The organism is Marinobacter sp. 3-2 (assembly GCF_003751355.1).
GTDB lineage: Bacteria > Pseudomonadota > Gammaproteobacteria > Pseudomonadales > Oleiphilaceae > Marinobacter > Marinobacter adhaerens.
The window spans coordinates 763740-783966 of sequence record NZ_RJUQ01000013.1; the positions used below are offsets into that span (position 1 = coordinate 763740).

The window sequence follows — 20227 nt, forward strand, 5'->3', positions numbered from 1 at the left end:
AAAGCTTTATTCAGGAAGATTGACTCTGGTCATTTTTCGACCAGAGTCTGGGCTGGAACACCAGTTATTTCAGGGCTTCAAGCTTGTCGATGTACTTCTGCATGGCCTCATCGCTGGACATGCCCTTGGCCTTTTCCCAAGCATCAAACTTGGCGCGGCCGACAAAATCCATCATGCCCGGGCGCTTGCCGGACACATCGCCCTCGGTGGCCTGCTTATAGAGCGCATAGAACTCCAGTTTCATCTCGTTGGACGGTTTGAAGTCGCCCTCGGCAGTCTGGATGTAATTCACGGCCTCGTCGAAGCGGGTTTTCAGGTCACTCATGTTGATCTCCTTATGGTTTCGTGTTGATCCTGCTCGTTGGGCGAGTATAGCCACAGCCAACAATGCCGTCATTGACTGAATTTTCGTATGAGTGATGACAGATTGGAGATCCCGCGTATTCTGGCAAAAGCTTGCCCGGCCGCACATTCGCGAACAAAGTTGGCCAGTTTTTGCTTGAGACTGGCAAGTGATCTGTGTAGAGTTTTGTTCGTTGCGCGCCAGGAGGGTGCGTACAAGGGATTGAACAATTGCAAATGATTTGCACAGGGAGCAAGCGCATGTCTTCAAAAGACGGTTCCGTCGCGCCTAAAGAGCGCATCAATATCAAGTACGTCCCCGCCACCGGAGATCAGCAGGCAGAAACCGAGTTGCCGCTGAAGATGTTCGTGGTTGGTGATTTCAAGGGACACGCAGAAGAAACCCCCATCGAAGATCGCAAGGCCATTTCCGTCGACAAGAACAACTTCCGTTCGGTCATGAAGGAAGCCGGCCTGACCCTTTCCACCACCGTGACCAACAAGCTGGATGAGGAAGCCGACGAACTGCCGGTAAACCTGGAATTCCAGACCCTTGATGACTTCTCTCCCGACAGCGTTGCCCGTCAGGTTCCGGAGCTGAACAAGCTGATTGAACTGCGGGAAGCCCTGGTGGCCCTGAAAGGCCCATTGGGTAACGTACCGTCGTTCCGTTCCAAGCTTCAGGAACTGCTGGACAACGACGACGCCCGGGACAAGCTGTTGGCCGAACTGGAACTGGCCACAGACAGCAACGAGTAAGGGAACACCCGCTCATAATTTCCGACTGAATTCAAAACGTACTAAAAGGATGTGGTATGTCTGATACTGCTGTGCAGCAATCTGCTGCCTCCGAATCCGTCACTGAAGGCTCTCTCCTCGACCAGGTCATGGCCAACAGCCGCATGGCGCCGGCGGATGAGGGTTACGATGTCGCTCGCAAGGGCGTGGCAACATTTATAGCCAATCTGCTGAAAAGCGATGAAAAAGGTCAGCCGGTGAATAAGGCCCTGGTGGACCAGATGGTGGTGGAGCTGGATCGAAAGATCAGCGCCCAGATGGATGAAATCCTGCACGCGCCCAAGCTGCAGGAGCTGGAATCTTCCTGGCGCGGCCTGAAGCTCATGGTGGACCGCACCGATTTCCGTGAGAACATCAAGGTGGATATCCTCCACGCCACCAAGACCGAGCTGCTGGAAGACTTCGAGTTCGCGCCGGACGTTACCCAGACCGGTTTCTACAAGCACATCTATTCCACGGAATATGGCCAGTTCGGTGGTGAACCGGTCGGCGCGGTTGTTGGCAACTACGCCTTTACCCCGTCCACACCCGACATGAAGTTGCTGCAGTACGTATCGTCTGTCGGAGCGATGGCCCATGCTCCGTTTCTGTCCTCGGTGGCACCGTCGTTCTTTGGCGTCGACAGTTACCAGGAACTACCCGCCATCAAGGAACTGAAGGCCGTTTTCGAAGGCCCGAAATACGCCAAATGGCGCTCCCTGCGTGAATCCGAAGACGCCCGTTATCTGGGCCTCACGTCACCGCGCTTCTTGCTGCGGGTGCCTTACGATCCTACCGAAAACCCGGTGCGCAGCTTCAACTACAAAGAAGACGTGTCGGCAGACCACGAACACTACCTGTGGGGCAACACGGCCTACTTGCTGGCCACCCGCCTGACGGAAAGCTTCGCCAAGTACCGCTGGTGCCCGAACATCATCGGTCCCCAAAGCGGTGGTGCAGTCGAGGACCTGCCGGTGCACCTGTTCGAATCCTTTGGTCAACTGGAAGCCAAGATCCCGACCGAAGTGCTGATCACCGATCGTCGTGAATACGAAATGGCCGACGAAGGCTTCATTGCCCTGACCATGCGCAAAGGCAGCGATAACGCTGCGTTTTTCTCCGCCAACTCGGTGCAGAAACCCAAGCAGTTCCCTAACACCAAGGAAGGGAAGGAAGCGGAGACCAACTACAAACTGGGTACCCAGCTGCCCTACATGATGATCGTGAACCGCCTGGCCCACTACATCAAGGTCCTGCAGCGGGAGCAGATCGGCTCCTGGAAGGAACGTCAGGATCTGGAACGGGAGCTGAACACCTGGATACGTCAGTACGTGGCCGACCAGGAAAACCCGCCCGCCGAAGTCCGCAGCCGTCGCCCCCTGCGCGCGGCACAGGTCACCGTTTCTGACGTGGAAGGTGATCCGGGCTGGTACCAGGTGTCCCTGGCGGTTCGGCCCCACTTCAAGTACATGGGTGCCAACTTCGAACTGTCACTGGTTGGCCGGCTGGACAAGGATTAATCCGTGTTTCAGCACCCGGCCAGCGACGGATCGCAGGCCAGCAGCGGCAGCCTGTTCGAGAGACTCGAGCAGGCTGCTGAACCGGCTGGCCAGAGTATGGGAGACGTCACCCGCGTTGTTGAATCGATCAAGCGCCACCTGGTTCGGCTGCTGAATGCCCACCCGGGTAACAGTGCCAGTGTACCGGATCTGGGCCTGCTGGACTTCAACGACGCCACGCTCGGCACCCACGATCTGAGCGTTCAGATCCGTGGCGCGATCCGGCAGTGCATCGAGAAGTTCGAACCCAGGGTGAAGCGGGTGGATGTCGTTAATTTGCCCCAGGGCCCTGATCCGTTACAGCTGCGGTTTCAGGTGACGGTCTATCTGAACGTCGGTTCGAAAGACGACAAAACAACCATAGATTTGGTATTGGATGACAAACGTTACTACCAGGTGGTGTAACGAAACGGATAAGCAAACACCAAGGATGGCAGGAGACGGTGGGGATGCTTTTCTGCAGGGAAAAAAATGTCTGAGCGTAGCGAGTTGTTTTTTCCCGGAAGAAAAGTGTACCGACCGTCTCATACTCCCAAGGATGCGGTAGCAGTATGAGGTTAAATCGGTTCTACAGAGACGAGTTAAGTTTTCTCAGGCTTCAGGGCCGGGAATTCGCAGATGCCCATCCACAGCTGACGCGGTTCCTCTCAGAGCAGAGTACCGATCCGGATGTGGAGCGGCTGCTGGAAGGCTTCGCTTTCCTGACCGGCAAACTGCGGGAAAAGGTTGAGGACGAGTTTCCGGAGATCACGCACTCGCTGCTGAACATGCTGTGGCCGAATTATCTGCGGCCGGTACCCAGTTGCACGATCATGCGCTTCGATCCGCAGTTGCATGCAATCAGTGAACGCCAGAGAGTAGAGCGTCATACCGAGATCAAGAGCCGTCCCCTGGGCGATGCGAATCGCCAGACCCAGTGTCGGTTTCGTACTTGCCGGGCGGTGGATGTATTTCCTGTGAGCGTTGCCGCGGCACATGCAGAGCACTCACGGGAAGTGTCCTCAGTGACCGTGGACCTGGCACTGCACACCGATCAGCCCCTGTCGTCACTGGGCATGGACAGCCTGCGCTTTTATCTGGGCGGCGAGAGTCATATCGCCGAAACCCTTTTTCTCTGGTTGAACCACTATCTGGAACGCATCGATCTGGTGGTGGGCGACGCTGTTTACCGTCTGCCTGCCTCGCTTTTGCGGCCGGTCGGTTTTGGCAACGAAGAGGCCCTGTTGCCGTATCCCAAGAACGCCTACCCCGGTTACCGCATTCTACAGGAGTATCTCAGTTTCCCGGAGGCCTTCCGTTTTGTGGATCTTCTCGGACTCGGGCGTCGGCTGCCAGCGCTGCAGGCCGACGAAATCAGCCTGCGTTTCCATTTCAGCCGGATATTGCCACCGGATGCAAAAGTGCGGGAGGACAATTTCCAGCTCTATTGTACCCCGGCGGTGAACCTGTTTACCCACGAAGGTGAGCCGGTGGACCTGAACGGCCGCCAGACCGAATACCGGATTTCGCCTTCCAGCCGCTCGCCGGATCACTACGAGGTGTTCAGCATTGAGCAGGTGGAAGGCTGGCTGGAGGGACGGTCCGGGCGCGGTGAGCCCCGCATCTACACGCCCTTTGAGAGTTTCCAGCATGAGGTGGAACGGGATCGAGGACGGACCGCCCTGTACTATCGAGTCCGGGCCCGGGATAGCGTGCGCGGGGACGGCTTTGATCATTATATGTCGTTTGTCCGGGGCGACGAGTCGGAGTGCCTGAGTCGGCAGGAAGCGGTTTCCCTGACCCTCACCTGCACCAACCGCCACTTGCCCAGCCAACTGGCGGTAGGCGAAATCTGCATGGCGACCGAGAGCACGCCGGCGTTTGCCGCCTTCAGCAACATTACCCGGCCCACGGCGACCCTGCGGCCAACACTGGATGGCAGCCTTTTGTGGACGCTGATCTCGAATCTGTCGCTCAATTACCTGTCCATGCTGGACGTGGATGCTCTGCGCACGGTGCTTCGAGTTTATGATTTCCGGGCTCTGGTGGACCGTCAGGCGGAGCGGGTATCACAGAAGCGTCTTGCTGGTATTACCTGTATCGAGACGGCTCCGGTTGACCGGATGGTCAAAGGCCTGCCGGTGCGGGGGATTCGCTCGGTACTGAAACTGGAGCAGCAGGCCTTTGCATCGGAGGGCGATCTTTACCTGTTCGGCACGGTACTCAGCCAGTTCTTTGCTCTTTACGCCAGTATCAACGCATTTCACCAACTGGAAGTGGTGAACACCGATAACCAGGAACGGTACACATGGACGTTACAGCAAGGTCAGCAGCCGCTGATGTAGCCGAGCTGCAACCCGTTCTGGGCAATGCGCGGCGATACAGTTTTTTCCAGCTGGTGGACCTGATTCACCGGCACCACGGGGATGACCTGGAGCGAAACAGCGACGATCAACCCCGCCAGGAGAGGATCCGGTTTTCTGCCTCCGCGGGGCTAGGGTTTCCCGGTAGCGATGTGGTTTCGGCGCTGTCGCCGGAGCACGAGCACGCCCCGTATCAGATGGAAGTCAGCTTTCTGGGATTGCACGGCTCACAGTCGCCGTTGCCGGGCTATTACCTTGAAGACCTGGCCTGGGAAGCGGGGCAGAATCTGGGCATCCGGCGGCATTTTCTTGATTTTTTCAATCATCGCCTGGTCACGCTGTTCCACCGGGCATGGCGCAAGTATCGCTACTACGTTCGGTTTCAACCCGGTGCCTCGGACGGCTTTTCAGAGCTGATCTTTGCCCTGATAGGTCTGGGCGACAGCCGGTTGCGGGAGGCGACACCGGTGAACTGGTCCAAGATGCTGGCCTATTCCGGCCTGATGGCCGGTCGTAGCCGGTCGCCTGAGGTGGTGAGCGGCATCGTTGCCCATTGCTTCGATCTGGATGATGTCAGTATTGAACAGTGGGTCCTGCGCAAGGTGGCCATCGCCGATGATCAGCAGACCCGACTAGGCCAGGCTAACGCCTGTCTGGGCAGCGACACACTGGTGGGATCGGCCATTCGGGACCGCAGTGGTAAATTCGTGCTCCGGTTGCGAAATCTCAGCCGACAGCGCTTTGCGGATTTCCTGCCTAATGGCCAGGACCACCAACGCCTGGTCAAGCTCGTTGAGTTCACCACACGGGAGCAGCTGGCGTACGACCTGGAGCTTCAAATGCGTCCGAAAGACATCCGTCCCATGGAGCTGGGAGAAGATGTGCGGCTGGGCTGGAATTCCTTCGTGACCCCGGAAAAGGCAAGGCGCCGACCGGCGGTCCGGATCCAGATTCGCCGGTGAATCCGGCAGGGAAGATATTCATGGATGAACAACAGGCTGTGGGACTCAAACTGACAGTCACCAATCCGACTGTTGCTGGCGGCGGGGCAACCATCGACCACTGCTTCAGTGTTCGTGGCGGCTCTATCGGTACAGCAGCCAGTGATACCTGGCGGTTATCGTCCCACCGAACGGGTGCGGTTCCCGGCCACGCGGAGATCCGTTTTCTGGACGGCGGCTTCTGCCTGATTGATCGCAGTGGCCGGACCTACATCAATAGCGCAAGTCAGCCGGTGGGTCGGGGCCGTCGGGCACGACTGAATCATGGCGATACCATCAGTATTGGTCGCTATCAACTTCGTGCGGAGTTGGCCGAGGTTGTAAGTGAACCGTTGCTTGAGAGAGGTGAGGCAGATCAGGCCCGGCAACTGATTGATGTCGATGAAGGGCCGCTGATGCGGGCCGGGTACTTAACCAGCCAGACTGAGAACCCAGAGCCGCTGCAGAATTTTGGCGCGGTAGCCGGGGAGGCAGTCAGTGATGACCCATTGGCACCCTGGAACCTACAGCCGGACCAACAGAAGTCGGATGCTGACGCGCTGATGGTCAGCGAGACCTCCTGGCGCGCCGCCGAAAGGCAGGTTTCGGATGAGTACCGTGAAAACCGCGACGTAGCGATGGGCCTGCCAGTTCGCAAAGGAGAGAAAGACAGGATGTCTGAGATTTCAGAGAGCGCTGATCGCAGGGAGGCTTCCGATCAGAGCAGCAAGCACATCAGTGGTGCCCCCCTGTTGCGGGGTATGGAAGTCGGGCTGGACTTTGCCGACAGCGACGAGATGCGTCTGTTCCTGGAGGAAGCAGGGCAAACACTGAAGTCGACCGTGGAAGGCCTGTTGGCCCTGCATCAGGGAGAAGACAGCAGGCATCAGGCGCTGCGAACCCGCCTGCAACCCATCGAGGATAATCCACTGCGGTTGGGTGAGGGTTATGAGGATACGGTGCAGACCCTGTTCGCCAGCCATCGTAGCCCGGTTCACCTGTCGGCGCCGGCGGCGGTCCGGGAGAGTCTGCAGAGCCTGAATCATCACCAGCAGGCAACCCGTGAGGCCATCAGCGAGGCATTGGAGGCCATCCTGCATGCCTTTTCGCCCGAGGCCTTGCTGCGTCGTTTCCATGGTTACCGCCGGGGACTGCGCCAGAACGAGGACGAGGGACGCTGGGCATGGGATATGTACCAGCATTATTACCGAGAGTTGAAATCCAGTCGTCAGCAGGGATTCGAGCGTCTGTTCCAGGAAGTGTTCGAACAGGCTTACGACCAGAACCTGCGCCAACTACAGAGGGAGAACCCGTTGTGAAGACCTGCAAATGGAGTTTGCTGGCCATCGTATTCGTGCTTGCCGGATGCAGCACACCCTATAACGCGGTCACCAAAACCGCAAAAGTGCTTTGGGACCCGGATATCCCGGTGGGATACCCGGAGGATCTGCCCAGCCGGGTCGGACTGACCATGGTGGCCGAACCGGATGTAAACCCGAATGAATCCCTGGCACCCACGCCCGTTGCGTTTCAGATCATCGAGATGCGCGACAGCTCACTACTGATGGCCGGGGATTTCGACCAGCTACTGAGTGACCTCGAGTCGTCACTGGGCCAGAACTATGTGGACCACAGCGATTACTCCCTGGTGCCGGGCCAGTTCAAGTTCATCGAACCCTTTGAGATTGGCGAGGACACCCGATTTATCGGCGTGATCGCCTTTTACGCCTACCCCAACCTGTCCCAGTGGAAGAAGGTGGTAAAGGTGGATCCAATCGGCGGCCGCTACAACCTGCTAGTGAACCTGCGGGAGCGGGAAGTTCAACTCAAGCATTCGGATGACACCTGATGGCGGTAACCAATCGAGTCGTCTGGAGTGATGGCCTGTTTATCAAGCCTCAACATTTCCAGCAACAGCAACGATATCTGGAGCATCAGATCAATGAACGGGCGCTCGCGATCTCTGATTATCTCTATGGCTTCAGCGACCTGGAGCTGAATGCGGAGTATCTGAGTTTCGGCCGGGTTGGCCTGGTTCGGGCATCGGGGTTGTTCCCGGATGGCACCCGCTTCAGTCTTCCCCAGGACGACGTGATGCCTGAACCGATGGAGATCACCGATGCCTCAGTGGCCAACCAGGTCGTCTACCTGGCGTTACCCCTGGGCAGTGAAAGCCTGGCTGAAGTGGAATGGCCGGACGCCCCCGTGGCCGGCCGGTTCCGTGCCGACTCACGGGAAATCCGGGACCTGCATTCGATTGACGGCGATGCCCACGCCATTGATGTGGGCCTAGTGGCGCCCCGCCTGATGCTGGAGAGGGAAGATCGCAGCGCCTATGCGGCCCTGGCTATTGGCCGGATTCTTGAAAAGCGCCCGGACGGAAGCCTGGTGATGGATCCGAACTTCCTCCCCACCATGCTGAGTGTGCGAGCCGCACCGAGGCTGCAGCGATTTGTCGGTGAAATGGCGGGACTGATGCGGGAACGGGCGCGCAATATTGCCGAGCGTGTCGGTGCCCCTGGGCAGGCCGGCGTTGCAGACGTGGCGGATTTCATGTTGCTGCAGATGCTGAATCGCGCCCACCCCAGGTTCATGCATCTGGCTCGCCTTCGCCAGTTGCATCCTGAACGGCTGTTCGAAGCCCTGCTTGAACTTTGTGGTGAGCTGGTGACCTTCACCGATGAAGGGCGCTTGCCGCGGGAGTATCCGGCCTATGACCACGATCTCCCGGAGGATGCTTTTACCCCGCTCATGCAGGTTCTGCGGCAGTCCCTGAGCACAGTGCTGGAACCGAGGGCCCTGGCTATCCAGCTCCAGCAGCGCCAGTACGGACTGACCGTGGCCCCGATCCAGGATGCCCAGTTGCTCCGGGATGCGGAATTCATTCTGGCGGTCAAAGCTGACATGCCGCTGGACGACTTGCGCAAGCAGTTCACTCAGCAGTGCAAGGTGGCCTCGGTGGAAAAGATCCGGGATCTGATCAGCCTGCAGCTGCCGGGGATTCCGCTTGCTGCATTGCCGGTTGCACCCCGGCAGTTGCCGTACCACGCCGGCTTCGTGTACTTCCGCCTGGACGACCAGAGCCAGGCCTGGCAAATGCTCGACAACGCCAGCGGCTTCGCATTCCACGTGGCCGGCAGTTTCCCGGGCATGGAAATGCAGTTCTGGGCAATCAGGAGCTAAATCATGGCAGATGCACAGGTAATGGACTTACCCAATGGCGGCAGAAATTCCGGCAGCAGTGCGTTCAGTGATCTGATTTTTGCCGACAGCCGGGGAGCAGCTGAGGGCGATAGGGAAGGCCAGGTCGACGAGCATTTTCAGCTCAGAGGGTTGGAACATAACCGCCTGATTGACGCCGCCACACCATTGCTGGGCCTGGTGATCAGGATACGCAGGTTGGCAGACTATCGCGCAGTGGAAATCCTCTACCAGCAGGTGGTGGATGAGATCTCGGCCATCGACCGGGAACTGGTGGAACAGGGTTACGACCGGCCGGTTGTTGTCGCCTATCGGTACGTCCTCTGCGCCTTAATCGACGAGGCCGTGCTGGGAACCGACTGGGGCGCCCATAGCATCTGGTCACAGCACTCCCTGCTGTCCCGCTTCCACAACGAGACATGGGGTGGAGAAAAGGTCTTTGCCATTCTTGCCCGGATGGAGCAGGAGCCGGCCCGTTATCGCGACATGCTGTCGTTTATCTATCTGTGTCTCTGTCTGGGTTTCGAGGGGCGATACAAGGTGATGGAAAACGGCCGCGATGAATACGACCAGATTGTCCGTGGCCTGCACGAGCAACTGAAAGCGTTACAGGAGGAGCAGGAACCGGCGCCTCTTGCGGATGCCCGGGCAAATGTAACGCCAACCCGGAACCGGTTGCGCAGCGGCATGCCTGTCTGGGGCATTGCTGGTCTGTTTGTGGCGGCCATGGCCGGCATCTACTCCCTGTATAACATCGCACTGAACGAGCGCATCACGGACGTATTGCGCGTACTCGACCAACTACCGAAATAAGGACATCAACGTGATTCGGGTAGAACTGCCAGCGCTGATCGGGCGCCTCAACGACATGTCACGCCAGGCGCTGGAAGCCTCGGCCGCTTTGTGCATCAGCCGTCAGGGCGCGGAAATCACTCCGGCCCATTTGCTGTTCAAACTGCTGGAAACGCCGTTTTCCGACGTGCGCCAGATTCTGGAGCACACCGGCCTTGAGCATCAGCAACTGCAACCGCTGGTAGGCGATAGCCTGAACGGAGAGTCGCAAAGCGCTGAGCCCTACCCATCGTTCTCTCCGCTGTTGGTGGAGCTAATGCAGGATGCCTGGCTGCTGGCTTCCACCGAACTTGGCCACACCGAATTGCGTTCCGGCGCGGTATTCCTGGCCCTGCTGATGAATGCCGATCGATACCTGATGCCCCGGGTGGCAAAGGCAATGGTGGACATCAATCGTGAGCAGCTGCGCAAGCAATTTGACCGGTTCACCGAGGGCTCCGCGGAGAGACTGGAACCAAGCGAGCAGGAACCCGGGCAACCAGTGGCCAGCGTGGATCTGGACCCGCTCAAACGCTACGCCACCGACTTCACCAGACTGGCCCGGGAGGACAAACTGGACCCCGTGGTTTGCCGTGACGCCGAGATCGACCAGATGATCGACATCCTCTGCCGCCGCCGCAAGAACAACCCGATTGTGGTGGGCGATGCCGGCGTGGGCAAAAGCGCCGTGGTGGAGGGCCTGGCTCTGCGCATCGTCAACGGCGACGTGCCTGACCGTCTGAAGAGCGTTGAGCTATGGACCCTGGACATGGGTGCCCTGCAGGCGGGCGCCTCCGTGAAGGGCGAGTTCGAGAAACGCCTCAAAGGCGTGATTGAAGCGGTCAAAGGCTCGGCTACCCCGATCATCCTGTTCATTGACGAAGCCCATACCCTGATTGGCGCAGGCAACAGCGAAGGCGGCTCTGATGCTGCCAACCTGCTCAAACCTGCCCTTGCCCGGGGCGAGCTGCGTACCATCGCAGCGACCACCTGGCGCGAATACAAGAAATACTTCGAAAAAGACCCAGCCCTGAGCCGCCGTTTCCAGCCTGTGGCGCTGGATGAGCCCACTCCCGTGGAAGCGGTCCACATCCTCCGTGGCTTGCGCACCGTCTATGAAAAAGCCCATCAGGTACTTATCGCCGACAGCGCCCTGAAAGCCGCCGCCGAAATGTCTGCCCGTTACCTTGCCGGCCGTCAGCTACCGGACAAAGCCATCGACGTGCTGGATACCGCCTGCGCCCGCGTTAGCCTGAATCTGAGCACGCCGCCCAGACGCCTGAGCCGCGTCCGAAGCGAGCTGCATCAGCTGGCCATGGAACAGAACCTGCTGAGCCGGGAACACACCCTGGGACAGACCGTGGATGCCGAACGGGAACGGGAACTGGAACAGCGCGTTGCCGGGATCACTGTTGAATCTGCAGCCCTGGAACAACGCTGGAACGACCAGCGCGAACTGGTGGCACGACTGGTGGAGATCCGGGAAAAGTTGCTCACCGGCGAATCGCAGGCTGAAGCGAATACCCCTGAATTGACCGATGGGATAACAGAAGAACGCCCGGACCTGAAAAGCGAAGCCGCCGCCATTGAGCAGGAACTGACGGAACTCCAGGCCGACGAGCCGTTGGTTCACACCCGGGTTGACGCCAGACAGGTGGCCGAAGTCATTGCCGACTGGACTGGTATTCCGGTCAATCGCATGACCACCGACGAACTGGAAAAAATCACCCATTTGCCGGCTTATCTGCAGGAGCATATCAAAGGCCAGGACACCGCCATCGACTGCCTGCACCAACACCTGCTTACCGCCCGCGCCGACCTGCGCCGGCCCGGCCGCCCCATGGGCGCCTTCCTGCTGGTGGGACCCAGCGGCGTTGGCAAAACCGAAACCGTGGTACAGCTGGCTGAACTCCTCTACGGCGGTCGTCAGTTCCTTACTACCATCAACATGTCCGAATACCAGGAAAAACACACCGTCTCCCGTCTGATCGGCTCGCCCCCCGGCTATGTGGGTTTTGGTGAAGGCGGCATCCTCACCGAAGCCATCCGCCAGAAACCCTACTCCGTGGTCTTGCTCGACGAAGTCGAAAAAGCCCATCCGGAAGTCCTCAATCTGTTCTACCAGGCATTTGACAAAGGCGAACTGGCCGATGGCGAAGGCCGTCTGATCGACTGCAAGAACGTGGTCTTCTTCCTCACCTCAAACCTCGGATACCAGACCATCGTCAACCACGCCGAGTCGCCGGCCAGCCTGGACGAAGCTCTCTACCCGGAACTGGCCAGCTTCTTCAAGCCGGCCTTGCTGGCAAGAATGGAAGTGGTGCCCTACCTGCCTCTTGGCGAGGAAACCCTCAACCGGATCGTGGGCGACAAACTCCAGCGCCTGGCAGACCAGATCGAGGTTCGTTATCACACCGACGTGGAACTTCAGGACGGCCTGGTTGACGCCGTTCGCAGTCGTGCGACGAGAAGTGAAAACGGCGCAAGGATGCTTGAGTCAATCATAGAGGGAGAGCTTTTGCCGCCGGTTTCATTGGCGTTGCTGGAAAAATTGGCGGCGCGGGAGCCGGTAAGAAAAGTGACTCTCGGTGTAGATGAGCAGCAGTTTGTGGGAACTGTCGCTTGAGGTAACTGGAGGTAGCGGACCCTGTGGTTCGGCTTTCCAAATACCCTGCGGAGCCATGGATGGCGGAGCGTACAAGGATGTATTCACAGAGTGTTTTGGAAAGCCGAACCACAGGGTGCGCGGTCGGCGAGAACTCAATAAAGGGAACAAGAATGGGACGGATGCAGATGGAACTGCACACCGGCATCAACCTGGCGGTGGCCCTGATCCAGCAGGACAACCTGCCGGACCTGCTGAAAACCGCCACAAAGCAGCTGGAAAACGCCTTCGGCCTGACCCGCTGCTGGGCACTCGAACTCGACCTCAGTGGCCGGACCCTGCACTGCAGCGACTTGGGCGAGGGGGGCGAATTCGACTGCGGCGACTTCAGCCACCCCTTTGCTCACGTTCTGCAGACCGGCAAAGCCCGGGAACTCACACGTGCCGCCAGCTACCGCCTGGACCACGTTGGCTTCCAGGCCTTGTTCGAGGCTAGCGACCGGCCGCGTTCCCTGTGGCTCGAGCCCCTCACCGGTAATGATGGCCGAACCCTTGGCATGCTCGTCCTGTGTCGGGACGAACCCGACTGGGACGGCATTACCGGCCAGCCTCTGTACTGTGGTCTACGGCAACTGCTTGTTCATCAATGGATTACCCAACTTCAGAGCCGCGATCAGGTCTGGCAACGCCGCCTGCTCAAGCGGTCACTGGATCATCTGCACGACGCGGAAACCGTTCGCACCCGTTGCGAACAATTGGCCCGAACACTGGTGGGCAACTCCCAAGCCATGACCAGCCTCCGGGCCCAGATCGTCCGGGCCGCCGGCAGCCAGCTGTCCGTTTTGGTTCAGGGTGAGACCGGCTGTGGCAAGGATGTCGTCGCACGGGGTATCCATGAACTGTCCGACCGGGCCGAAGGCCCGATGGTAGTGGTCAACTGCGCCGCCATCCCCGATACCCTTCTGGAAAGCGAACTTTTCGGGCATACCAGGGGAGCGTTTTCAGGCGCCGATCAGGACAAGCAGGGGCTTCTGGCGCAGGCCAACGGCGGCACTCTGTTCCTGGATGAAATCGGTGACATGCCCATGGCACTGCAGTCGAAACTGCTCCGGGTGTTGGAAAGTCGTCAGTTCCGCCCGTTGGGGGCCCGCGAGGAACAGCATTCGGATTTTCGGCTGGTAGCGGCCACCCACCAGCCGCTGCAGGCAGGTATCGAAGACGGCAGCTTCCGGCGGGACCTTTTTTACCGCCTGAGCCAGTTTCCGCTGCGGGTGACGCCCTTGCGGGAGCGGCCCGACGACCTCGAAGCTCTTTGCCGTCACTTTATCCGACTATATACCGAGCGTGAGGGCAGTGGACCCATGGGCATTTCCAGCCACGCCTTGCACCTGCTGGCCGGATACGACTTCCCGGGAAATGTCCGTGAGCTGCGCAACATCATTGAACTGGCCTGCCTGCAAACTCCATGCGGTGACGATATCCAGCCGGAGGTTCTGAGGATTAATGACCTGTTCGAAGAGTCCGATGGCTGGACCAGCCCACCCTGGGATGTCAGAGAAGGACATCCGATCGATCTACCTGCTGTGGAAGAGATTCGGGATCTTAAAGCCGCAGCACAGGCATTTGAAGCGGCAATTATTCGCGAGCGATTGCGCCAGTATGGTGGCAACCGGGCCCAGGCGGCAGAAAGCCTCGGCCTACCAAAACGGACCCTTGCCCATAAGTGCCTCAAGTATCAGGTGGCAGAGTCATGATTCCCCGAAGAGTGCGATTAACCGGTGGTGTTGCGGCGGCATTGGCGCTGGTTTCACTGGTCTCCAATGCCTGCGCTGACCAGCTTGAAGATGCTCGACTCTGTACCAGTGAGTCCCAGCGACTTGAACGGCTGGCCTGCTTTGACAAGGTCTTTGGTACCCCCGTGGCGGCACCCGGCGAGGAACTCTCGACCCCGGATGCCCGGCGATCCGAGCGATGGCGACAGGCCTACGCCAGCCTCGATTCAGAAAATACCGGTGCGAGCGTACTTTACCGGAATACCGGGCAAGCAGCTGGCCAACTAGTGACGGTTCCGGCTTTGGGGGTTCAACCTCCCAGACCTCTGCTGGCCCTTCAGTGCCACAACAACATTACGGAGCTCACTCTGATGCTGCCAAAGGCGATGGACGAAGAGCGGGTTCGGATGGGGTTTGGCCGGGGACAAACCGTCTGGCGGGTGCGGGACAACGGTTTCGTGCTCAGTGGCGGCCGGGGACTGCCAGCCATTCGTACCGTGAAAGCCATGATCACTGGTACGGAAGCGCGCATCGACTCGCCCAACAGCCGCATTGACGGCCTTCTGTTTGATCTCTCGGGATACCGCAGGGCAATCGAACCGCTTCGCGAGACCTGTGGCTGGTAAATGCCGGCGAAATACAGTGATTCAGGACAGCAACATGCAGATCATTGAGCAACATCCCTACGTTGAACAGGTTGTCTCACCATTGCCCGGCGATTCAGTTGTCGGCGAGGCACTCGGAGACGATGCAACGCTCGAGTTTCTGGAAAACGAGATCATGAAGGTGGGCTCTCTGGCCCATACCGATATTGATTGGAACAGGGTTGAAAGCGATGCCCTGACGATTCTCTCGGACCGCAGCAAGGATCTGAAAGTTCTCGGCTTTTTGCTGATCGCTCTGCAACGTGGCGGTGACGGTGAACGGTTCGCCCTGTCTCTGTACCTGCTGCACCGGATCCTGGACGAATGGTGGGAGCAAGCTTGGCCGTATCCCGGGGACAAGGGCAAGCGGGCCCGCAAAATGATGTTCACTCAGATGCTCCAGCGCGCCAGCAAAGGCGTAGACGCCCTGGCGTTCGATGGTAGCGTTGGCGACGGTCGGGCGTTCTGCCTTGAACTTCTGGCCAGATTGATGGACCAGGCCACTGGCCGGGAGTTACCCGAGGAGTCACTGCAGGATCTTAAACGGGCGGTTGAAAAGCTTCCCAGGGTTAACGACGCCACGGCAGCCCCCGAACCCCGTTCGCCGGCAGGATCGGTCAGCCAGGATTCGGGAACGGATACGCCAGAGCAGAAACCCGCATCGTCGAAGCCTTCCTTGGGGCCACTAACCCTGGACCCGGGCGATGAGCGAGCAACCCGGCAGAGTCTTCTGAAAGTCGCGGACATGCTCACCGAAACCGGGCCGGACCAGCCTCTGGGTTACCAGATTCGCCGTTACGCTATCTGGCAGAACATCACCACGGTACCGCCGACACGGGATGGAAAGCGTACCGATCTTGCCGCCGTGAGTGCCGATCGTGTGGCCGACTATCGGGAAGCCCTGGAAAAGTCCGCCGACCTGGCGTTGTGGCAGAAAATCGAGCAGAGCTTGTCCGTCAGTCCGTTCTGGCTCGACGGCCATTGGTTGAGTGCCCGGGTAGCGACAGCCCTGGGCCATCATGCTTGTGCTGAAGCCATCCGTGTGTCTGCAAAGGAGTTTGTTGAGCGGCTTACCCAGTTGCCGGAGCTCACCTTCAACGATGGCACGCCGTTCCTCTCCTGCGAGGCGGAAGAGTGGCTCTGGTCCGCGCCGGCGACCAGTGGTTCCGCCGGCAGCGCCAATGCCTGGGAGCAGACTTATGACAAAGCTCGGGATCTGGTTTCACAAAAGGAACTGGCTGCCGGGATGCAACTTCTGGAGGACGGGCTGGCGGAAGCGAGAGAACCAAGAGACCGCTTTTACTGGCGTCTTGCCAGCGCGCGTTTAATGAAAGACGCAGGCCTTAAATCGTTGGCCGCGCAGCAGGTCCAGGATCTGCAAACGCAGGTTCGCGGGCTGGCTCTCGAGGACTGGGAGCCAGCCCTGATCAGGCAGCTTGAAAAGCTGGGCTGATCCCCGGAGCACACCAAGGAATCACAGCAGGAATGGAAACCATGTGGAGAAAAGCTTTACTCATTGGTCGCTGGCTTCTGCCATACCTTAAAAATGCAGCCCCTGTCACGCTGACACTGGGCGTTATCGCCTTGCTGGTGGCCACCTGGTGGCTGGGGCCCCGCTGGGAGCTGAGTGGTGAGTTTCCATTGGCGGCCTGGCAGATGCGGGCCCTCGTAACCCTGGGCGTTGTCCTTGTGGTCGCGATGATGTGGGGCATGGTGCTGGCGCGCCGCCTGCGCAAGGTGAATGTCCAGCAGGCCGAAGTGCAGAAAGAACAGGAAGATCCGATTCTGCCGATGGAGCGCAAGCAGCAGCGCCTGCTGGATCGTCAGCTGGCGGCCCTGAAAAGCAACCTCCCCGGCCGCAAAGGCATTTATCAGCTGCCCTGGTACCTGGTGATGGGCCTGGAGGATGCTGGCAAGACCAGCCTGATTCAACGCTCCGGGCAGACCTACACGCTCACCAACGTAACCCGCAACAATCGGGTGGATCGCAATGCCTTCGGTTTTGACTGGTGGATCGGCGATGAGGGTGTCCTTATCGATCCGGATGGTGAACTGCTGAGCCAGAGTCAGGGTGCCGGTGCGGAGATCCAGCAGCGTCTTTGGAATCATTTCATTGCCTGGCTTGAGCGAAATCGCCCGCAACGCCCCCTCAACGGTGTGGTGCTGGCCATTGATGTGGCCAGTCTCAGCGTGGCAGACCCCGGCCAGAGGCGGGACCGTGCCATCCTGTTACGGACGCGCCTGAGGGAACTGATGGAGCAAATCGGCTCCCGCCTGCCCGTTTATGTCACTTTCACCAAGATGGACCTGCTCTACGGTTTTGGCCCGCTCGTGCGGACCCTGAGCAAGCAGGAGAAGGAACAGGCCCTTGGCTTTACCTTCAGCCTCGAGGGCCAGATGGACAACGACGATTGGCTGCACCAGTTCGCGGACCGATACACCGCCATGGTTGAGCGGCTTACCGATCGCTTGCCGGATGTTCTGGCCAATACCCGGGACGCCGAGGAGCGGGCAGCAGCCTACTCTTTTACTCGCCAGCTTGCTGGCCTCAAGCCTGTTCTGGAGCAATTCCTGACCGATTTGCTGTCTGCGGATGTGTTCTCGACACCTGCGATGGTTCGCGGCACCTACTTCACCTCGGTGTTGCAGGAGGGCGTTCCGGAGGATGCCTTTGTCTCAGCAGCTGCCGCCAACTATCAGATTGCCGGACCCATTCAGCCTGCTCAACGGACAGGGCAGTCCGCTGCCCTGTTTACCCGGGCACTGTTCCCCCAGATCATCTATCCGGAGGCGGGCCTGGCCGGTGATAACCGACGGGTGATTCAGTCCCGCCAACGGCGGTTGGCCGTGGCCGCCGTGGTGGCCATTTGTGCCGGTGCGGGTATGACCGCCGGCTGGCAGCATTTCTTTATCAAGAATGCAGAGGCCGCGACCGCCGTGGAAACCCGTGTTAAGGGGTTCATCGATAACTGGCAGCCGGTGGGCTTTGAACCGGATAACACCGGACGGAATTTGCTCGGCCCGCTGGATGAACTTCGTGAGGCGACCCTGGCCTTTGGCGATTATCGCCGGAACTGGCCGTTATTCAGTGATATGGGCCTGTTCCGTGGCCATGAGGTGGGCCCGGAAGTAGAAGAATCCTATCTGGATATGCTGGCATACCAGTATTTGCCAGCCCTGATGTTCGGTGTGATGGCCGAGATGGGTCAGGCGCCGGACAACAGCACTGAGCGTCTGGAGCACCTGCGGGTGTTGCGCATGTTGTATGACGCCAGTGGTCGTCGGGACGATATTGTGACCCGCTACATGCAGAACTATTGGCAACAGGCGTTCCCCGGTCAGAGTGACCTGCAGCAGCGGCTTCTGGGTCATCTGGACTATGCCATGGCGCATACCGATCTGGCACAGCTCACTCGCCAGGGAGATACGGTTGCCGATATGACCCTGGCGCCGTTTCGTAGCAGTGTGCAGTGGGCACAACATGAGCTCGGTCGGATTGCCACGCCAGACCGGGTCTACCGGGATCTGGAAATTGAAGCAGAACAGGAATTCCGTGCACCGTTGGAACTGGCCCGGGCATCCGGGCCGGCATTCAGCACTGTGTTCACTCGGGTGGATGGGTATGGCGAGCCCTCCCACTCTGGGGCAGCGGTCGAGGAAGACCCATTGACTATCCCCGCGTTGCTGACCCGGGAGGGACTTGAGAAGTGGTTCCTGCGCAAGTCCGGCTCGGTAACGGAGCTGGCCCTGGTAGACGCCTGGGTGTTGGGCCGCCGGGACAACGTCGATTTTAGCAAGGCGGATGAAGCCAGGCTGCTGGCCAGTTTGCAGACCCTCTATGCCGAGCACTATGCCGACGCCTGGCGCACCGCCTTGAGCCGCATCGATATTCAGCGGTTTGAGGACCTCAACCACGGCGTACGTATCCTCGAGAGCCTGACCAGCGGCCACGAGCCCCTGGCAAGCCTGCTCGGGCAGGTTCGCCATCACACGCGCCTGGTGCCTTCGGCAGAAGGTGAGAATGCCGCAGCCCGGGAGCTTCTGGAGCAGTCGCCCCATTTCCGCATGCTGCAGGATATTGAACGGCAGTTTGCGGAGCTCAATCAGTTGACCCGGGAAAATGGCGATCAGCCAACCGGGCTTGAGCAGATCATGCTGGTGGTCGGGGAACTGCACGAATACATGCGTAACATCCAGGAAGCGCCAGACAAGGGCAAGGCTGCGTTGGCCGCTGCCCGGGCCCGCATGGGCCTGCAGGGTGCCGATCCGATATTCACCCTGCAGCGCATGGCCGATAACCAGCCGGAGCCTCTTAACCGGCTTCTGACACGTTTGGCTACGGAAAGCTGGCGAGTAGTCCTGGACCAGGCCGTGGCGCAGCTAGAGCGTGAGTGGTATCGCGAGGTGTATCAGCCTTTTCAGCAGAATCTGGCCCGCCATTATCCGTTTAACCCGGACTCCGGGCGGGATGTTGCACTGCAGGACTTTGAACGATTCTTTGCCCCGGGCGGCGTATTGGACGCCTTCTATAAGGACAACCTGAAACTGTTCCTCGAGGATCACCCGGAACAGGTGGGCGATGCCCGACGTGCCGGACTGGTGCGCGGTGCGGTACTGACTTCCCTGGAAAATGCTGACCGAATCCGCAGGGCCTACTTCACTCGCGGTGGTTCCCTGGACGTGGAGTTCGCGCTGGAGCCGCTCAATCTCTCAGCCAACAAGCGGCGCAGCGTGGTCAACGTGGATGGCCAATTGGTTGAGTTCAGCCACGGCCCGCGCCAGAGTATTCCGCTGGTCTGGCCGAATACCCTCCGAGACTCTGTGGAGAGCCGTATTACCCTGGTGCCGGTGGAGGTGAATCGTTCGCCGCGCAGCCTCTCGGAAAGCGGCCCTTGGGCGCTGTTCCGACTGCTCGATAGCGCCGACATTACCGGCGTGAGCAGCAGCGCGGTGGATGTCCGTTTCCGGGTTGACGACGGGGAGATGCGGTATCGCCTCCATGCGGCCAGCAACACCAACCCGTTCACACAGGAACTACTGGCGGGGTACCGCATACCCCGAAGCTTGTATTAGACTAGGTCCGCCCTGATGAGAGCGGGATGTTCTCATCAGGGCGAAACTTTTGCACAGGATGGTGCGAAAGCCCGGACTTTCTTTTCTCTTCAGGGACCGAA

Annotated in this window: 15 protein-coding genes; 14 read left to right on the forward strand and 1 reads right to left on the reverse strand. The window is 59.3% G+C overall.

Annotated features, from left to right (window positions below; genetic code table 11):
* Positions 1-64 precede the first annotated feature (64 nt).
* The gene (locus EDB94_RS10840) at positions 65-325 is read right to left on the reverse strand and encodes an acyl-CoA-binding protein (protein ID WP_008175707.1); all 261 of its coding nucleotides are present in this window, start codon (positions 323-325) and stop codon (positions 65-67) included.
* A gap of 278 nt (positions 326-603) precedes the next feature.
* Here EDB94_RS10840 and tssB point away from each other — a divergent pair, with 278 nt between their 5' ends.
* The 14 genes from tssB to tssM all read left to right on the forward strand — a co-directional run bounded on the left by tssB (position 604) and on the right by tssM (position 20126).
* The gene (gene tssB / locus EDB94_RS10845; protein WP_008175709.1) at positions 604-1101 is read left to right on the forward strand and encodes a type VI secretion system contractile sheath small subunit; all 498 of its coding nucleotides are present in this window, start codon (positions 604-606) and stop codon (positions 1099-1101) included.
* Positions 1102-1157: 56 nt separating this feature from the next.
* Positions 1158-2639: a type VI secretion system contractile sheath large subunit gene (gene tssC, locus EDB94_RS10850; protein ID WP_008175710.1), complete on the forward strand. Its 1482-nt coding sequence runs from the start codon at positions 1158-1160 to the stop codon at positions 2637-2639.
* Between the two features lie 3 nt (positions 2640-2642).
* Positions 2643-3083: a type VI secretion system baseplate subunit TssE gene (gene tssE / locus EDB94_RS10855; RefSeq protein ID WP_062785799.1), complete on the forward strand. Its 441-nt coding sequence runs from the start codon at positions 2643-2645 to the stop codon at positions 3081-3083.
* Positions 3084-3229: 146 nt separating this feature from the next.
* Complete coding sequence (gene tssF / locus EDB94_RS10860) at positions 3230-5002, forward strand: type VI secretion system baseplate subunit TssF (RefSeq protein ID WP_108018358.1); 1773 nt, start codon at positions 3230-3232, stop codon at positions 5000-5002.
* Positions 4966-5982 carry a type VI secretion system baseplate subunit TssG gene (tssG, locus tag EDB94_RS10865; protein WP_008175716.1) on the forward strand — a complete coding sequence of 339 codons (1017 nt, stop codon included), beginning with the start codon at positions 4966-4968 and terminating at the stop codon, positions 5980-5982. Before tssF ends, tssG begins: the two co-directional genes overlap by 37 nt.
* Positions 5983-6002: 20 nt before the next feature.
* The gene (gene tagH / locus EDB94_RS10870) at positions 6003-7319 is read left to right on the forward strand and encodes a type VI secretion system-associated FHA domain protein TagH (protein ID WP_108018359.1); all 1317 of its coding nucleotides are present in this window, start codon (positions 6003-6005) and stop codon (positions 7317-7319) included.
* Complete coding sequence (gene tssJ / locus EDB94_RS10875; protein WP_008175720.1) at positions 7316-7849, forward strand: type VI secretion system lipoprotein TssJ; 534 nt, start codon at positions 7316-7318, stop codon at positions 7847-7849. The genes tagH and tssJ overlap by 4 nt, the downstream gene beginning before the upstream one ends.
* On the forward strand, positions 7849-9183 hold the full coding sequence (gene tssK / locus EDB94_RS10880; protein ID WP_108018360.1) for a type VI secretion system baseplate subunit TssK: 1335 nt from the start codon (positions 7849-7851) through the stop codon (positions 9181-9183). Before tssJ ends, tssK begins: the two co-directional genes overlap by 1 nt.
* A gap of 3 nt (positions 9184-9186) precedes the next feature.
* Positions 9187-10014 carry a type IVB secretion system protein IcmH/DotU gene (gene icmH, locus EDB94_RS10885; protein ID WP_108018361.1) on the forward strand — a complete coding sequence of 276 codons (828 nt, stop codon included), beginning with the start codon at positions 9187-9189 and terminating at the stop codon, positions 10012-10014.
* A gap of 10 nt (positions 10015-10024) precedes the next feature.
* Positions 10025-12658 carry a type VI secretion system ATPase TssH gene (tssH, locus tag EDB94_RS10890; RefSeq protein WP_108018362.1) on the forward strand — a complete coding sequence of 878 codons (2634 nt, stop codon included), beginning with the start codon at positions 10025-10027 and terminating at the stop codon, positions 12656-12658.
* A 161-nt stretch (positions 12659-12819) separates the two neighbouring features.
* Positions 12820-14391: a sigma 54-interacting transcriptional regulator gene (locus EDB94_RS10895; protein WP_108018363.1), complete on the forward strand. Its 1572-nt coding sequence runs from the start codon at positions 12820-12822 to the stop codon at positions 14389-14391.
* Positions 14388-15035: a type VI secretion system-associated protein VasI gene (vasI, locus tag EDB94_RS10900; protein ID WP_108018364.1), complete on the forward strand. Its 648-nt coding sequence runs from the start codon at positions 14388-14390 to the stop codon at positions 15033-15035. The genes EDB94_RS10895 and vasI overlap by 4 nt, the downstream gene beginning before the upstream one ends.
* 34 nt (positions 15036-15069) lie before the next feature.
* Positions 15070-16506 carry a type VI secretion system protein TssA gene (gene tssA / locus EDB94_RS10905; RefSeq protein ID WP_108018365.1) on the forward strand — a complete coding sequence of 479 codons (1437 nt, stop codon included), beginning with the start codon at positions 15070-15072 and terminating at the stop codon, positions 16504-16506.
* Between the two features lie 32 nt (positions 16507-16538).
* Complete coding sequence (gene tssM / locus EDB94_RS10910) at positions 16539-20126, forward strand: type VI secretion system membrane subunit TssM (protein ID WP_108018366.1); 3588 nt, start codon at positions 16539-16541, stop codon at positions 20124-20126.
* The last annotated feature ends 101 nt before the right edge of the window (positions 20127-20227 follow it).

Coding starts and splice junctions, on each gene's coding strand:
- tssM (WP_108018366.1), top strand. CDS start 16,539: ATGGAAACCATGTGGAGAAAAGCTTTACTCATTGGTCGCTGGCTTCTG.
- tssB (WP_008175709.1), top strand. CDS start 604: ATGTCTTCAAAAGACGGTTCCGTCGCGCCTAAAGAGCGCATCAATATC.
- icmH (WP_108018361.1), top strand. CDS start 9,187: ATGGCAGATGCACAGGTAATGGACTTACCCAATGGCGGCAGAAATTCC.
- vasI (WP_108018364.1), top strand. CDS start 14,388: ATGATTCCCCGAAGAGTGCGATTAACCGGTGGTGTTGCGGCGGCATTG.
- tssK (WP_108018360.1), top strand. CDS start 7,849: ATGGCGGTAACCAATCGAGTCGTCTGGAGTGATGGCCTGTTTATCAAG.
- tssF (WP_108018358.1), top strand. CDS start 3,230: ATGAGGTTAAATCGGTTCTACAGAGACGAGTTAAGTTTTCTCAGGCTT.
- tssG (WP_008175716.1), top strand. CDS start 4,966: ATGGACGTTACAGCAAGGTCAGCAGCCGCTGATGTAGCCGAGCTGCAA.
- tssA (WP_108018365.1), top strand. CDS start 15,070: ATGCAGATCATTGAGCAACATCCCTACGTTGAACAGGTTGTCTCACCA.
- EDB94_RS10840 (WP_008175707.1), bottom strand. CDS start 325: ATGAGTGACCTGAAAACCCGCTTCGACGAGGCCGTGAATTACATCCAG.
- EDB94_RS10895 (WP_108018363.1), top strand. CDS start 12,820: ATGCAGATGGAACTGCACACCGGCATCAACCTGGCGGTGGCCCTGATC.
- tssC (WP_008175710.1), top strand. CDS start 1,158: ATGTCTGATACTGCTGTGCAGCAATCTGCTGCCTCCGAATCCGTCACT.
- tagH (WP_108018359.1), top strand. CDS start 6,003: ATGGATGAACAACAGGCTGTGGGACTCAAACTGACAGTCACCAATCCG.